This window comes from Thauera sp. (assembly GCF_035444905.1).
Taxonomy (GTDB): Bacteria; Pseudomonadota; Gammaproteobacteria; order Burkholderiales; family Rhodocyclaceae; genus Thauera.
Genome location: NZ_DAOMPS010000004.1, coordinates 109,603 through 123,696 on the forward strand (window position 1 = coordinate 109,603; position 14,094 = coordinate 123,696).

General features: G+C 69.5%; 17 protein-coding genes and 1 pseudogene. 6 read left to right on the plus strand and 12 right to left on the minus strand.

What is annotated here, in order from left to right:
* Positions 1-154: 154 nt before the first annotated feature.
* Positions 155-484 (minus strand): type II toxin-antitoxin system VapC family toxin, encoded by a 330-nt coding sequence (locus PLC66_RS03245; protein ID WP_324537813.1) that lies wholly within the window; start codon positions 482-484, stop codon positions 155-157.
* A 153-nt stretch (positions 485-637) separates the two neighbouring features.
* Between PLC66_RS03245 and PLC66_RS03250 the strand changes: the two genes are divergently transcribed.
* From PLC66_RS03250 to rpoH, 5 genes are all read left to right on the plus strand, one after another.
* Complete coding sequence (locus PLC66_RS03250) at positions 638-946, plus strand: type II toxin-antitoxin system Phd/YefM family antitoxin (RefSeq protein WP_324537814.1); 309 nt, start codon at positions 638-640, stop codon at positions 944-946.
* Positions 943-1,233: a type II toxin-antitoxin system RelE/ParE family toxin gene (locus PLC66_RS03255; RefSeq protein WP_324537815.1), complete on the plus strand. Its 291-nt coding sequence runs from the start codon at positions 943-945 to the stop codon at positions 1,231-1,233. The genes PLC66_RS03250 and PLC66_RS03255 overlap by 4 nt, the downstream gene beginning before the upstream one ends.
* 84 nt (positions 1,234-1,317) lie before the next feature.
* Positions 1,318-1,536: an antitoxin gene (locus PLC66_RS03260; RefSeq protein ID WP_324537816.1), complete on the plus strand. Its 219-nt coding sequence runs from the start codon at positions 1,318-1,320 to the stop codon at positions 1,534-1,536.
* Positions 1,537-1,580: 44 nt separating this feature from the next.
* On the plus strand, positions 1,581-2,033 hold the full coding sequence (locus tag PLC66_RS03265) for a type II toxin-antitoxin system VapC family toxin (RefSeq protein ID WP_324537817.1): 453 nt from the start codon (positions 1,581-1,583) through the stop codon (positions 2,031-2,033).
* Positions 2,034-2,084: 51 nt separating this feature from the next.
* On the plus strand, positions 2,085-2,936 hold the full coding sequence (rpoH, locus tag PLC66_RS03270; RefSeq protein ID WP_324537818.1) for an RNA polymerase sigma factor RpoH: 852 nt from the start codon (positions 2,085-2,087) through the stop codon (positions 2,934-2,936).
* 82 nt (positions 2,937-3,018) lie between these two features.
* On the opposite strand, the gene PLC66_RS03275 is transcribed toward rpoH, so the two are convergent.
* From PLC66_RS03275 to PLC66_RS03325, 11 genes and pseudogenes are all read right to left on the minus strand, one after another.
* A complete protein-coding gene (locus tag PLC66_RS03275) occupies positions 3,019-3,621 on the minus strand; it encodes an SCO family protein (RefSeq protein WP_503012174.1) in 603 nt (200 codons plus the stop codon).
* 218 nt (positions 3,622-3,839) lie between these two features.
* Positions 3,840-4,313, minus strand: a complete 474-nt coding sequence (locus PLC66_RS03280) for a nuclear transport factor 2 family protein (protein WP_503012170.1) — start codon at positions 4,311-4,313, stop codon at positions 3,840-3,842.
* Positions 4,310-5,146 carry an SDR family NAD(P)-dependent oxidoreductase gene (locus PLC66_RS03285; protein ID WP_324537820.1) on the minus strand — a complete coding sequence of 279 codons (837 nt, stop codon included), beginning with the start codon at positions 5,144-5,146 and terminating at the stop codon, positions 4,310-4,312. Before PLC66_RS03285 ends, PLC66_RS03280 begins: the two co-directional genes overlap by 4 nt.
* Before the next feature lie 60 nt (positions 5,147-5,206).
* Complete coding sequence (locus tag PLC66_RS03290) at positions 5,207-5,755, minus strand: DUF3833 domain-containing protein (RefSeq protein WP_503012171.1); 549 nt, start codon at positions 5,753-5,755, stop codon at positions 5,207-5,209.
* A complete protein-coding gene (locus PLC66_RS03295) occupies positions 5,734-7,206 on the minus strand; it encodes an MFS transporter (RefSeq protein ID WP_324537822.1) in 1,473 nt (490 codons plus the stop codon). The genes PLC66_RS03290 and PLC66_RS03295 overlap by 22 nt, the downstream gene beginning before the upstream one ends.
* On the minus strand, positions 7,203-7,817 hold the full coding sequence (locus tag PLC66_RS03300; protein WP_324537823.1) for a chalcone isomerase family protein: 615 nt from the start codon (positions 7,815-7,817) through the stop codon (positions 7,203-7,205). Before PLC66_RS03300 ends, PLC66_RS03295 begins: the two co-directional genes overlap by 4 nt.
* Positions 7,817-9,058 carry a class I SAM-dependent methyltransferase gene (locus PLC66_RS03305; protein ID WP_324537824.1) on the minus strand — a complete coding sequence of 414 codons (1,242 nt, stop codon included), beginning with the start codon at positions 9,056-9,058 and terminating at the stop codon, positions 7,817-7,819. The genes PLC66_RS03300 and PLC66_RS03305 overlap by 1 nt, the downstream gene beginning before the upstream one ends.
* Positions 9,058-9,816 carry a DUF1365 domain-containing protein gene (locus PLC66_RS03310; RefSeq protein ID WP_324537825.1) on the minus strand — a complete coding sequence of 253 codons (759 nt, stop codon included), beginning with the start codon at positions 9,814-9,816 and terminating at the stop codon, positions 9,058-9,060. The genes PLC66_RS03305 and PLC66_RS03310 overlap by 1 nt, the downstream gene beginning before the upstream one ends.
* Positions 9,816-11,156 (minus strand): NAD(P)/FAD-dependent oxidoreductase, encoded by a 1,341-nt coding sequence (locus tag PLC66_RS03315; RefSeq protein ID WP_324537826.1) that lies wholly within the window; start codon positions 11,154-11,156, stop codon positions 9,816-9,818. Before PLC66_RS03315 ends, PLC66_RS03310 begins: the two co-directional genes overlap by 1 nt.
* Positions 11,157-11,160: 4 nt before the next feature.
* Positions 11,161-11,966: pseudogene (gene folE2 / locus PLC66_RS03320) on the minus strand (GTP cyclohydrolase FolE2).
* Positions 11,963-12,205: a hypothetical protein gene (locus PLC66_RS03325; RefSeq protein WP_324537828.1), complete on the minus strand. Its 243-nt coding sequence runs from the start codon at positions 12,203-12,205 to the stop codon at positions 11,963-11,965. The pseudogene folE2 and the gene PLC66_RS03325 overlap by 4 nt, the downstream one beginning before the upstream one ends.
* A 276-nt stretch (positions 12,206-12,481) precedes the next feature.
* Here PLC66_RS03325 and PLC66_RS03330 point away from each other — a divergent pair, with 276 nt between their 5' ends.
* Positions 12,482-14,092 (plus strand): Na/Pi cotransporter family protein, encoded by a 1,611-nt coding sequence (locus tag PLC66_RS03330; protein WP_503012172.1) that lies wholly within the window; start codon positions 12,482-12,484, stop codon positions 14,090-14,092.
* The last annotated feature ends 2 nt before the right edge of the window (positions 14,093-14,094 follow it).

Genomic DNA, 14,094 nt, shown 5'->3' on the forward strand with positions numbered 1-14,094 from the left:
AAGTTGAGACCGCGGCACCTGCCTCGGCCCTACTCACCTCTCTGGCGAGAAGTTGAGGCGATTCTGCAAACCTGCCGCCAGCCTTGCAAGCGCCATAGCGCGAAAACACCACATTCCAGACTTTCTTGTTGCGGACGTGCAACAGAACGCCCGTTCAGCGCCGCGCGTCGAGCCGCGACGGGTCCGCCTTCCATGCCAACAGCTTTTCGTCCGCCGTCACCAGCGTCGCGTTGCGCACGACTGCAGAGGCGACGATGAAGCGGTCCGCGGGGTCGCGATGCAGGTCGGCGAACCCTGCGGCCGCGAGCGTAATGCGGCCATCGAGCGGAATCTCGAGCAGCCCCGCGCGGAGCAGGCCTGCTCGCCAGCCCTCGACCGCAAGCGACAGGACAATGTGGCCCTTCTCCACAAGCATCGCGCATTCCCTGAGGCTGATCGCGCTCACCGCGAGCTCGCCCGCGCGCCAGGCCTGCTCGATGCGCACACGCCCCGATGAGGGTGTAGTTCGGCGAACAGCTTGCCGTTCTTGGGGATGACAAGGATCTCGGCGGAGGACACCACCTCGAGCACAGACGCTTGCCGCGCCGCCTAAAGTAGCTACTATGGATCTATCTCAACACTAATCAGGACACTGATCATGAAAGTCATGACCGCACGCGAAGCAAAGAACCGGTTCGGCGAATTCCTTGATGCATCGCGCCGGGAGCCGGTCGTCATCACCAAGAACGATCGCCCCGTCGGCATCATGGTGTCGATCGAGGATGCAGCAGACACACTGTTGCCCGAATTCCTGCTCGACAAGACCCCCGGTTACGACGGCTGGCTCTTCGAGAAGCTTACGACCACGCTCGAACGCCTGGAGGCAGGCCAGACCAAGCTGCATGATCACGACGAAGCCATGGCCATGCTGCGCGAACGTGTGGCGGCGCGGAATCGTCGTGCATGAACCTCCTATGGACCGACGAGGCGCTGGACGACCTCGAGGAAATTCTCGCCTATTACCACGCGGAGGCGGGCCCCTTGACTGCAGCATCCGTCCAGTCGCGCATCATTGCCGAAGTCGAAGCCTTGCGCGTCTTCCCGGACCGTATCCGGGCAAGTGCGCGGATCCCGGCCGCACGCGAACTCGTCGTTCGCCGACTGCCCTACATTGCCTTCGTGAAAGTGACGGATGACTCGGTGATCGTGCTCAACGTCGTTCACACCGCACGGGAATTTCCTGCGCGCCGGTGACATGCCACGTAAGGGGTAGCGAAGGTTTGCCGTGCTATCTACAGGGACTAAAATACACACATTGCCGTAATTACACGAGGAGGCATGCTGGAAACGCTGACCAGCCGTATCTTCAACAACGGCAACAGCCAGGCTGTGCGCATACCCGCAGAGTTCCGCCTCGACACCGACCGCGTCAGCATCACGCGCAACGACGCGGGCGATCTGGTGATCCACCCCTTGCGCGTACAGCGTGGCACCGCCCTGATGCAGGCCCTGAAGGCGCTGGGCGAAGTGGACGACGACTTCGTCGCCGCGCTCTAGGCCGAGCAGGAAGCGCCGCTGCGGGTGCAGGAGCGCGAGGCGCTGTGATCTACCTGCTCGACACCAACATCCTGATCTACCTGATCAAGAACCAGCCGTCCGGCATCGCGCAGCGCATCGACGCTCTGCCGGAGACCGACACCCTGTGCATGTCTTTCGTGACCTGGGCCGAGCTGCTGAAGGGCGCCGAGCGCAGCCCCCGCAGAACGGAGGTGCTGCGGCGGCTGAACGCCCTGGCGCGCCAGGTACCGGTGTGCTATCCCGCCGACCCCGCCATCTGCCGACATTACGCGGAACAGGCCACCCGCCTCAGGGAGGCAGGCACACCGATCGGCGCGAACGAGCTGTGGATCGCCTGCCATGCACTGGCCGAAGACGCCACTCTGGTAACCCACAATACGCGCGAGTTCAGGCGCATTGCTGCTTTGCGCATCGAGGACTGGGTGTCCTCCGAAAGGACTGAAGAGGCCCACCCCGGAACTCCCTCCACCCCTTAGCACTCTCACGCCGCGAGTGCTAATATCGCAGCACAAGGAGAGCCCAAGCCCATGTCAAACGCCCTGACCTTCCCCGTTCCCGCCGCCGGCAGCCTGGACCAGTACATCCAGAGCGTGAATCGCATGCCGATGCTGAGCGAACAGCAGGAGGTGGAACTGGCGACGCGGCTGCGTGACGAGGGCGACGTGGATGCCGCACGGCAACTGGTGATGTCGCATCTGCGCGTCGTCGTCGCCATCGCGCGCGGCTATCTCGGCTACGGCCTGCCGCATGCCGACCTGATCCAGGAAGGCAACGTCGGCCTGATGAAGGCGGTCAAGCGCTTCGACCCGAGCCGCGGCGTGCGGCTGGTGTCGTTCGCGATCCACTGGATCAAGGCCGAGATCCACGAATACATCCTCAAGAACTGGCGCCTGGTGAAGATCGCCACCACCAAGGCGCAGCGCAAACTGTTCTTCAACCTGCGCGGCATGAAGAAGGACAGCGCCACGCTGAACCCAAGCGAGGTCCGGGCGATCGCCGCCCAGCTCGACGTCAAACCGGAAGAGGTGGTCGAGATGGAAACCCGCCTCGGTGGTCGCGACATCCCGCTCGACGCCGGCAGCGACGACGAGGACGAGCGCTTTTCCCCGATTTCCTACCTGCCCGACCCGCACGCCGAGCCGTCCGAGGTCATCGAGCAGGCCGAGCTCGCCCACCTGCAGGACAGCGGCCTGCGCAACGCGCTCTCCAGCCTGGACGAGCGCAGCCGCGCGATCGTGCAACGCCGCTGGCTGACCGAAGGCGACAGCGCCACGCTGCACGAGCTGGCGGCCGAATACGGCGTGTCGGCCGAGCGCATCCGCCAGATCGAGGCGAAGGCAATGCAGAAGATGCGCGGGCTGCTGGCCGCGGTTGCCTGAGCGTCACGCGCCCCGCCACGTTGCAGGACGGCAGCGACACGCTGCCGTTTTCCGTTCACGCCGGCGGCGCATGCGCTGCGCCCTACTTCCCCTCCAGCAGCGCCTTGATGTCCGCCGCGACCACCTGCGGAGCTTCGCCGTGCCTCATGTAAAGCCGCAGCCGGCCGTCCGGCCCGAACACGTAGGTGCCGGCCGAATGGTCGATGGTGTAGTGGCCCTCGAGGTCGCCGCTCTTGCGGTAGAAGACGCGGAAGTCCTTGGCGACGGCGGCGATCTGTTCGGGCGTGCCATGCAGGCCGAGGAAGCGCGCATCGAACACCGGCACGTATTCGGCCAGCAGGGCCTGGGTGTCGCGCTCGGGGTCGACGGTGATGAAGATCACCTGCACGCGATCGCTGTCCGGGCCGAGCAGGCCCATCACCTCGCTCATGCCGACCAGCGCCGTGGGACACACGTCCGGGCACTGCGTGTAGCCGAAGAAGATGGTGACGACCTTGCCGCGGAAGTCGGCGAGCGTGCGTTGCTGGCCGTGATGGTCTGTCAGGCGCAGGTTCTTGCCGTACTCGGCGCCGCTGATGTCGGTGCTGCGGAACACCGGCTCGGCCGGCGCGCAGCCTGCGAGCGCGCCAAGGGCAAGCACGGAGAGGACGAACGCGCGCAGGCGCGCGACGAGGACGGACGACATGGGGGACAACGACATGGGCTTGCCTGTGTGACGGGTGAATCAGCGCCCGATGATAGACCCATCGACGGCGCGCCGGAACCCGATGCGGCAAACGGCCGCAGCCGCCTCAGCGGCTTGTCCGGCATCAAGGCGCACGGGCGTTGGAGCCCACCCGAACGCAGGCGCCCAGCCGGAACCGTGCGCCGGCCACGTGCACTCAAACGCCTCGCAGCCAGGCCTCAGTCTGCCGACAGCCGCCTGCGCAGTGCGCGCATCAAGGTGCCCAGCAGCGGCAGCTTCTCGTACAGTTCCTCGGCGGCGTCCCAATAATCGCGGTGCAGCACCACCCGCCCGCCGGCGTCGAAGCGCAGGTGGGTCACGCCGTGGACCACCACCGGCCGGCCGCGCAGCACGAAGTGGAAGTCCCAGCCCAGCATGGCCTGCGCGCCCTGCTCGATGCGCTCGGTGACGACGAAGCGCGGCGCGTCCACGGTGTCGAACATGTGCGCGAAGATGCGGCGGATCGCCGCCGTGCCGACGACCTCGTTGAAGGGGTCCTTGAAGCGCGCGTCGGCGGCGTAGAGCGCGTCGAGCCCGGCCAGCGTGTGCGGCGCGAGCGTCTCGTAGAAGCGCGCCACGGCCTCGGCCGCGCTTGCCCCAGGCCCCGTGCCGCCGAGGTCCGTGCCATCGAGGCCCATGTGCTTCACCCTCATAGTCCGGTCGCCCGCCGCACGAGCGGGAAGTAGAAGCGCCGCGGCAGCCACTGCAGGAGCTTGAGCACGCGGGTGAAGCGCTTCGGAAAGTGGATCTCGAAGTCGCCCCGCGCGAAGCCGTCGACGATGGCCTGCGCGGCCTGCGCCGGCGTCTGCAGGGCCGGCATGTGGAAGTCATTGGCGGCGGTGAGCGGGGTGGCGACGAAGCCGGGGTCGATCAGGAAGACGTCGATGCCGCGCGGCGACAGGTCCAGGTAGAGCGTCTCGGCGAGGTTGATCAGCGCCGCCTTGGTCGGCCCATAGACGGTGGCCTTGGGCAGACCGCCGTAGCCCGCCACGCTGCCGACCAGGGCGATCGCCCCGCTGCCCTGGCGCAGCAGCGCGGGCACCAGCTCACCGACGCCGCACAGCGTACCCACCAGGTTGAGCGCCACCGTCTCGCGCACGGCCTCGGCGCTCAGCTCCCAGGCCCGCAGCGGGCGATAGGTGCCGGCGTTGAACACCACCAGGTCCACGCCGCCCCAGCGCGCCAGCAGCGCGCCCTGGGCGCGCGCGAAGTCGCCATCGCGGGCGAGGTCGAGCGCTTCGATCACGCAGTCGGACTCCGCCACCCCACGCTCGACGCAGGCCGCGCGCACCGCCTGCAGCCGCTGCACACTGCGCGCCGACAGCGCCAGGCGGGCGCCGCGCGCGGCCAGCGCCAGCGCCAGCGCCTCGCCGATGCCGGTGGAGGCGCCGACGATCCACACCCGTCGCCCCTGCCAGTCGCGGATCGGGGTGTTGAGCGGGGAAAAGAGCCCGCGCGTTGCCCGGATCACCGTCGTCGCCGTCATTGCCGCCGCCCTCGGAGCTCCATGCTCCCCGTCACTCGCCACCCCCGCCTCACTCGCCGCTCAGTCCGCACGCTTGAAGAAGGACAGCGTGACCTCGCCGAGGCGAAAACCCCACTTGCTCATCAGCGAACGGTTGAGCATCACCTTGTCGTCCATCAGGAACATCCAGTCGTCGAAATCGACGTTGTACACCTTGTCGCCGACCGGCAGCGCCAGCACGTAGCGCCAGCGCAGCGCGTTGCCCGCCGCCTCCCCGCTGGCCTCGCCGACGACGTCGTCCGCGCGCCCGCTATAGCGCCCCTGGCCGAGGCGGGTGATGGTCCACACGCGGCGCTGGGTGCTGCCGTCGGAGTAGGTGAAGTGCTCGTCCAGGGTGCCGACTTCGCCCTCCCAGCTCGCCTCGATCAACACGTGAAAGCGCTTGACCACCTTGCCCGAGCGGTCCTGGAACATGCCATAGGCGTCGAGCGTGCCGTTGAAGTAATCGCGTAGTTCGAGCACTGGCTGCTCGGCGCGGTAATGATCGACATTCACCGTACTACACCCCCACAGGCCGAACACGGCCACGACCCACAACAAGAGACGTCTCACGATTGCGCTCCCCCACATGCAGGAGCCTTGCGCAGGCCGTCGGCAGACGGCACGCCCGGCTCGATCCAGGCGCGCCAGCGCCACAGCAGCACGATCGCGCCCAGCTTGAGCACGACCGGCACGAAGCCATACACCGCCGCCAGCGCCGCCACCGCGCCCGGCTCGCGCGCACCGGGCGCGTAGCCGAGCAGCGCGAGCAGCGGCAAGGCGAGCCCCGCAGCCAGCGCGAGATTGGCCTTGGTGACGAAGTTCCACCAGCCAAAGCACGCCCCTGCCTGCAGCGGCGGCCGCGCCCGACCGGCCGCGCTGCGCGCGACGAGGTCGGCGAGCAGCGAGGGCGGCAGACTGAGGTCTGCGCCGAGCGCGAGCCCCGACAACACGCAGATCAGCGCGTAGGTGAGCACATCCCCCTCGCCGAGCAGCCCGGCCCAAGCGAACACGACCACCGCCAGCACCATGCCGGCGAGCCAGGCGCGCAGCTTGCCGATGCGCTGCGACACCCGCACCCACAGCGGCAGGCTGGCCGCCGCGGCGGCGAAGTACAGCACCAGGAAGAGCCCGGCGAGCTGGGCCGCGCCGAGCACGTCGGCGACGAAGAACAGCACCGTCGCCGACGGGATCGCCGCGGCGATGCCATTGGCGGCGAACACCGCGAGCAGGCGGCCGAAGCGGACGTCGCGCACGGTGGCGCGCAGGCCGGCCCACAGCGGCATCGCCTGCCCGGGCCGATCCGCGCTGCGCTGGCCAGCGCCCGCAACGACCTTCCGGCCGCTGTCACCGGCCGCCACCGTTTTCTCCGCCCTGCCCTCGACGGTTGCCGCTGCACCGACCGCGGGCGTGCGGGCGGGCGGCGCCGGCGCACGCCACAACGTCCACAGCCCGAAGCCCGCCAGCAGCGGCAGAAACAGCCAGGCCAGGCGCGCCAGCCCGGTCGCCTCGTCAGCGCCCAGCGCCAGCACCGCCGGCAAGGCGGCCGCCAGCACCACGCCGGCCAGCCCGAAGGCCTCGCGGCTGGCGACGTAGCGCGTGCGCAGCAGCGGCGTGTGCGCCACCTCCGCGCCCCAGGCGTTGTAGGCGATGGTCGCCACCGACCACGCCAGCGAGACACCGACCAGCAGCAGGAACAGCCACCCGAGGCCGGCTTCCGCGGGCGGCACGAGCAGGCCGAGCATGCCGGCGCCCAGCGCCGGCAGCGCCAGCGCGATCCACAGCCGGCGCCGCGGCAGGCGGTCGTTGGCCCAGCCGATCAGCGGGTCGGTGAGCGCGTCGACGATGCGCGCGGCGAGCAGCACCGCGCCCACCAGCGCCAGCGACAGGCCGAGCCCTTCGGCGTAGAGGCGCGGCACATGGACGTAGATCGGCAGCGCGGCGAAGGCCAGCGGCAGGCCGAGCGCGCCATAGGCCAGCAGCGCCCGGCGCGAATCGGTGCCTGCGCCCGGGTCTGGTACAGCGCCGGCGGCGGCGCTCATCGCCCGCGCTCCGCCAGGCCGAGCAGTTGCGCGCGCAGCCGCGGTTCGCGCGTGCGCGGATCGAGCCAGATCGCGAAGAAGGCCGCCGCCAGTTCGGCGTCGTCGAGCGCGGCGGTGGGCTGGCCCTGGTGCCAGAACTGCGCGCCCTCGCCCGGCCGGTGCAGGCCGACCAGGGTCTCGCCCGCCTCCACCGAGGGCAAGGCGCGCGCCAGCGCCTGCCCCCAGCGCGCCAGCTGTGCCTCGTCATCGAAGCCAAGGCGACGCATCTCGCCCAGGCTGAGTTCGACCAGGCGATCGGACGACACCGCGCGTGCGTAGCGGATCGACAGCGCATGCTCGGCGCCCAGCACCTGCGCCGCCTCGGCCTCGTTGTCAGGCGGTACGGCCACCACCTCGGGCCTCGCCCACAGTGCCGCGTCATAGAGCTTGAAGCCGAGCCAGCGCAGCTCGCCCTCGCCGATGCGCTGCAGCTCGCCCTCGCCGATGCGCTGCAGCTCGCCCTGCAAGGCGGGCGGCAGCTCGCGCGCGAGGGAGGGCGGCGCGGCCAGCATGGCGGCGGCGACGAGCACCGGCGCCAGCAGGCGGCAGAAGACTGCAGCCCGGCCCGGCATCAGCGGCTCCCGCCAGCGCCGTCCGCATGCACGAACACGTAGTGGTGCACGTCGATGTCGCCGGTCTCGAAGCCGGCCTCGCAGTAGGACAGGTAGAAGCGCCACATGCGCAGGAAGCGCTCCGGGAAGCCCTGCGCGCGCACCGCGGCGGCCTGGACCTCGAAGCTGCGCTGCCAGTGGGCGAGCGTGCGCGCATAGTCGCGGCCGAAGGCGAAGTCGCCGACGGTCGCCAGCCCGGCGCGCCGCGCCTGCTGCGCCACCGCGCCCGGGCTGGGCAACATGCCGCCGGGGAAGACGTGGCGCTGGATGAAGTCGGTGCCGCGCCGATAGCGCGCGAACAGGGCGTCGTCGATGGTGATCGCCTGCACCACGCAGCGACCGCCCGGCTTGAGCAGCGCGCCGAGCTGGCCGAAGTAGGTCGGCCAGAAGCGCTCGCCGACGGCCTCGATCATCTCGATCGACACGATGTGGTCGTACTGGCCACGCACGTCGCGGTAGTCGCACAGCGCGAAATCCACCCGATCGGCAAAGCCGCCACGCTCGGCGCGCTCACGGGCGAAGGCGAGCTGGGACGGCGACAGCGTGATGCCGAGCACCTTGCAGCCGAACTCGGTGGCGGCGACCTCGGCAAAGCCGCCCCAGCCACAGCCGACCTCAAGGAGGGTCTGCCCCGGCTGGGCACCGAGCTCGTCGAGGATGCGGCGGTACTTGCGCAGCTGGGCCTCGACCAGCGACTCCTCGGGCGAGGCGAACACCGCCGCCGAATAGGTCATGGTCGGGTCCAGCCATAGCGCGTAGAAGTCGTTGCCGAGGTCGTAATGGGCCTCGATGTTGCGCCGCGAGCCGCTGCGGGTGTTGGCGCGCAGCAGGTGCTGCAGGCGATGACCGAGCAGGCGGAGCAGGCGGCCGTAGATCGCGTCCTGCAGGCGGTGGCGGTTGGCCGACAGCAGGCGCAGCAGCGCGCTGAGATCCTCCGTGTCCCACAGGCCGTCCATCCAGGCTTCGCCGAAGCCGATGTCGCCGCGGGCGAGCACCTCGTCGAACACCGCATGGTCGCGCACGCGCAGATGGGCGACGAGCGGGCCGTGGCCGGCGCGCAGGCGCAGCCCATCGGGCAGCTCCACCGCGAGCGCGCCGCCGTCGAGGCGATCGAGCATCTCCAGGCACAGCCGGGTGGCGCGCGGCATGCGGGTGAGGCGCACACCGGCGATCGGCTGCAGGGCATGGTCCAGGGCGTTCATCAGGTGGTCTCCTCGATCGGGGGTGGCGGCTTGCGGAAGAAGCGCACCCGCCGCAGTGCAAGGCGCAGGGCCTGCCAATGAATACGTGCAACGACGCCCAGGGTCATGAAGGGCTGGCGCGCGAGCCATTTCGCCATCGCACGCCCGTCGAGCGCCTCGGCGCGGCCCGACAGGCGGGTGGAGAGCTGCAGCGCAGCGCCGTCCCACAGGTCGACCGACACCGCATGCACCGCGCCGCGCTGCTCGAAGCGGAAGCGGTACTCCCCGCGCACCGGGAAGAAGGGCGAGACGTGGAAGCACTTGCGCGCGCGCAGTTCGTCGCCGGAGACGATCGGGCGCAGGTCGCCGTGGTGCACCAGATAGTTGTGGCGTTCGCCGAAGGTGTTGCTGACTTCGGCCAGCACCGCCCGCAACGCGCCATCACGGTCGTGGCAGAACCAGAAACTGACCGGGTTGAAGACGAAGCCGAAGAGGCGCGGCATGGTCTGCAGCACGACCTCGCCATCGCACACGGCCTCGATGCCGCGCGTGCGCAACAGGCCGCGCAGCCAGGGCAGCAGGGGCGAGCCGTCGCGCGCGCCGTGATCGCGGTTGCGGAAGGTGAAGACGTTAGCGCGCTCGATCCCGAGCAGCGGCACCCGCAGCCGCTCGAGCTGCGACAGCGGCAGGCGCAGGAAGGCGGTGGGATAGACGAAGCGGTTGTGCGCCTCGACGTGGCGCTCGTGCATCACCGCGCCGAAGCACACGGCGGCGCGCATCAGACTGCCGCCTCCAGCACCGGCCCCGCGACAGCGCGACCGCGCCGCCACGGCACTTCCACGCCCATCGCCTCGACCACGGCGATGGCGGACTTGAGGCCGTCCTCATGAAAGCCGTAGCCGGTCCAGGCGCCGGCGAACCAGCTCCGATTACGCCCCTGGATGCCGGGCAGCGCGGCCTGGGCGTCGATCGCGCCCTGGTCGAACACCGGGTGGGCGTACTCGATGCGACGGATCAGCTTGTCGGCGGCCGGCTCGACAAAGGGGTTGAGCGAGACCACGACCGGCGTCTCGAAGGGCAGCGCCTGCAGCCGGTTGATCAGGTAGCTGACCGACACCGGTCGCGCATCGGGCGCACCCTCGCCGGCCATGTAGTTCCACGCCGACCACACCTTCTGCCGCCGCGGCAGCAGCGCGGTATCGGTGTGCAGCAGCGCGACATTCGGCTGGTAGCGCACCGCGCCGAGGATGCGGCGCTCCTCGGCCGTGGCCTCGCTGCCGAGGATGGTCAGGGTCTGGTCGCTGTGGCAGGCGAAGACGAGCTCGTCGAAGCGCTCCGGCCCCTGCGCGGTGTGCACCCAGACGCCATCGGCATTGCGCACCACGCGCTGCACCGGGGCATTCATGCGCACGTCGTCCAGGCGCGCGAGCATATTCCTGACATAGCTGCGTCCGCCACCCTTCACCGTCATCCAGGTCGGCCGATCGAACACCTGGAGCAGGCCGTGGTTGTGGCAGAACTGGACGAAGGTCGCGAGCGGATAGTCGAGCATCGCCTGCGTCGGGCAGGACCAGATCGCCGCCGCCATCGGCAGCAGGTACCAGTCGCTGAAGGACTCGGCATAGCCCTCGAGCTCGAGGTAATCGCCCAGCGACAGCGCCGGCATCGTGCCCTCTCGGGCCATGCGGGTGGTGTCGCGGTTGAAGCGCAGGATGTCGCGCAGCATGCCGAGGAAGGCCGGACGCACCAGGTTGCGGCGCTGCGCGAACACGCTGCCCAGATCGCTGCCCGCCCACTCGATGTCGGGCTGGGACAGGCTGAGGCCGAAGCTCATCTCGGTTTCCACCGCCTCGACCTGCAGCAGGGCGAACAGCGCGCACAGGTTGGGGTAGGTGCGGCGGTTGAACACCAGAAAGCCGGTATCGACCGGATGGGTGAGCCCATCGACGGTGACGTCGACGGTGTTGGTATGGCCACCGACGTAGCTGCCCGCCTCGAACAGCGTGACCGCGTCGCGCTGCGCCAGCAGCCAGGCGCTCGCCAGGCCGGCGATGCCGCCGCCGATCACCGCCACGCGGCGGCCTGCGGTGCCGAGACGCTCGAGCTCACCCAGCTTCATGGTCTCACTCCGCCGCGTTCTCGCCCTCGATCAGGGCGTACGCGGAATGGTTGTGGATGGATTCGAAGTTCTCCGACTGCACCGACCAGGCGGCGATGCGGGCATCGGCGCGCAGACGCAGGGCGATGTCGCGCACCAGATCCTCGACGAACTTGGGGTTGTCGTAGGCGCGCTCGGTCACCCACTTCTCGTCCGGGCGCTTGAGCAGGCCGAAGACCTCGCACGAGGCCTCCTCTTCCGCCATGCGCACCAGCTCGCGCAGGCCGAGGTCGCCGCGCAGGGTGGCGCTGAGCGTGATGTGCGAGCGCTGGTTGTGCGCACCGTAATCCGAGATCTTCTTCGAGCACGGGCACAGGCTGGTCACCGGCACCACCGCCTGCAGCGTGGTCCTCGCCTCGCCGCCCGCGGCCTTGTCGACGATCACGCAGGCGTCCATGTCGAGCAGGCTGTCGACGCCGGACACCGGCGCCGTCTTCTTCATGAACCACGGAAAGCGCGCCTCGATGCGCCCGCTGCTGGCCTCGAGCCGCTCCAGCATGGCCGCGAACAGGCCGCGCAGGCCGTCGAGATCGAGCGCTTCGCGCTCGGCCTCGAGCAGCTCGACGAAGCGCGACATGTGCGTGCCCTTGACCTCGGCGGGCAGGCCGACGGTCATCTCGAGGGTGGCGACCGTGTGCTGAACGCTGCCGTCGACGTCACGGATCGACATCGGGTAGCGCAGACCGCGCACGCCGACGCGCTGGATGGCGAGCGCACGGTGGTCGGCGCTGGCCTGGACGTCGGCAGGAAGAACTTTTCCGGGGCATTCATGAGTTGTCCTTTTGCTTGCTGGGGAGGGGGCGGAGGGGCAGGTCGGCGCGATGCATGAAGAGCATCAGGTCAAGAGGGGCGCCTGCCTGCGTGTCCACGACGAAGTCAGGCGCCTGCGCCACAGGCTTGCCTTGCGCCGCTTCGACCTGCGCGGCAGAACCGGCGTGGATCGGGAATGTAGCGGCTGCCGCAACAGCGAAAAGCACGCCGGCGCGCCTCGTAAGCAGTGTGGCATTCATGGCTGTGTCCTGGACAAGCGTTAATAACGATTGAACGATAGGCCAGGTCGCAGCCGCTGTCAATGTTTTGTCCAGGACAAACTCGAAGTTGCTTTGAGCTCCGGCGCAACTCGTCCCTTGTTCGCCCCTGCCAACAATCCCCTCCCCAAGCCGCCGCCGCGGGTTTAGGCTTGCAGGCCTTCGCCTCCCGAGGAGCCTCCCCTGGACACCCAAGCGCTCACCCCTTTCGCGGTCTTCGCCGGCCTGGCCGGTGGCATCGGCCTGTTCCTGATCGGCATGCACATGCTGACCGAAGGCCTCAAGCTCGCCGCCGGTCGCGCGCTCGAGGGCCTGCTCGAGCGCGGCACCGCCACGCCGCTGCGCGGCCTTGGCGCCGGCATGACGATGACGGCGCTGGTGCAGTCCTCGACCGCAGTCACGGTCGCCAGCATCGGCTTCGTCAATACCGGCCTGCTGTCGCTGCAGAACGCGATGTGGGTGATCTTCGGCTCCAACGTCGGCACCACGCTCAACGCCTGGCTGGTCGCGGCACTGGGCTTCAGCTTCAAGATCGACACCTTCGCGCTGCCCTTCGTCGGCGTCGGCGCGCTGCTGATGCTGGCCGGGCGCACGGTGCGCCAGCGCGCGCTCGGCCAGGCGCTGGCCGGCTTCGGCGTGCTGTTCCTCGGCATCGACGTGCTCAAGGACACCTTCTCGGGCTTCGGCGCGACGATGAACCTGCAGGACCACATCGCTCCCGGCTTCACCGGCTGGCTGGTCCTGGTCGGCATCGGCACCCTGCTGACCGTGCTGATGCAGGCCTCGGGCGCCGTCATCGCCGTCATCATCACCGCCGCCCAGGGCGGGCTGATGTCGATCGAGGCCGCCTGCGCGATGGTGATCGGCACCAACATCGGCACCACCTCCACCGCCATCCTGTCGGCAATCGGCGCCACCTCCAACGCCCGCCGGCTGGCGGCCGCGCACGTGATGTTCAACCTGCTCACCGGCACCGTGGCGATCCTGATGCTGCCGCTGCTGATCGCGCTGCTCGGCGTGCTGCGCGAATGGCTCGAGCAACCGGCGACGCCGGCGGTGACGATCGCGATGTTCCACACCGCCTTCAACCTGCTCGGCGTGCTGCTGATGATCCCGCTGGCGCGCATGATGCTGCGCTTTCTGGCCGGACGCTTCCGCAGCCGCGAAGAAGAGATCGCCCGCCCCCGCCACCTCGACGCCACCTCGCTCGCCGTGCCCGACCTCGCCCTGCGCGCGCTGCGCATGGAGCTGGGGCGCACGCAGTCGTTCGCGGTGACCGCGCTCACCGCGGTGAGCCGGGTGCCGCCCGACGAGCCCTGGATCGAGCGCCAGGCCAGCACGCTCGACGCCCTCGCCCCGGCCATCTCCAACTACGTGCGCAAACTCAGCGCGAGCACCCTGCCACCCGCGCTGGTGGAAGCGCTGGCGCACAGCCTGCGCGCACTGCAGTACCAGGAAAGCGCAGTCATCGCGGTGCGCCAGGCCTGCGCCCTGGCGACCGTGCTCGGGCACCCCCCGGGCACGGAACTCGAAGCCGCGGCAAAGGCCTTTCACCAGGCCACGGCGAACCTGGCCGCCAACGCCGACGGCGGCCGCGACGACTTCAGCGCAGCGGCGGTGGAAGTGCGCCTGCAGGAGGCCGAGACCCGTTACCAGGCCTTCAAGGAGGCGCTGCTGCTCGAGGGCGCCCACGCCCGCATCGACATCCGCAGCATGCAGGACTGGCTGCGCCTGGCGAGTCTGGAGCGGCGCGCCGTCGAGCAGGTGGCGAAGGCGGCACGCATGCTCGCGGTGCTGGATGGCGACCTGACGCCGCAGCAGGCGATCGAGGCCGAGACGCCGGGCGCCGAGACGGTGAACGCGCACTGAGA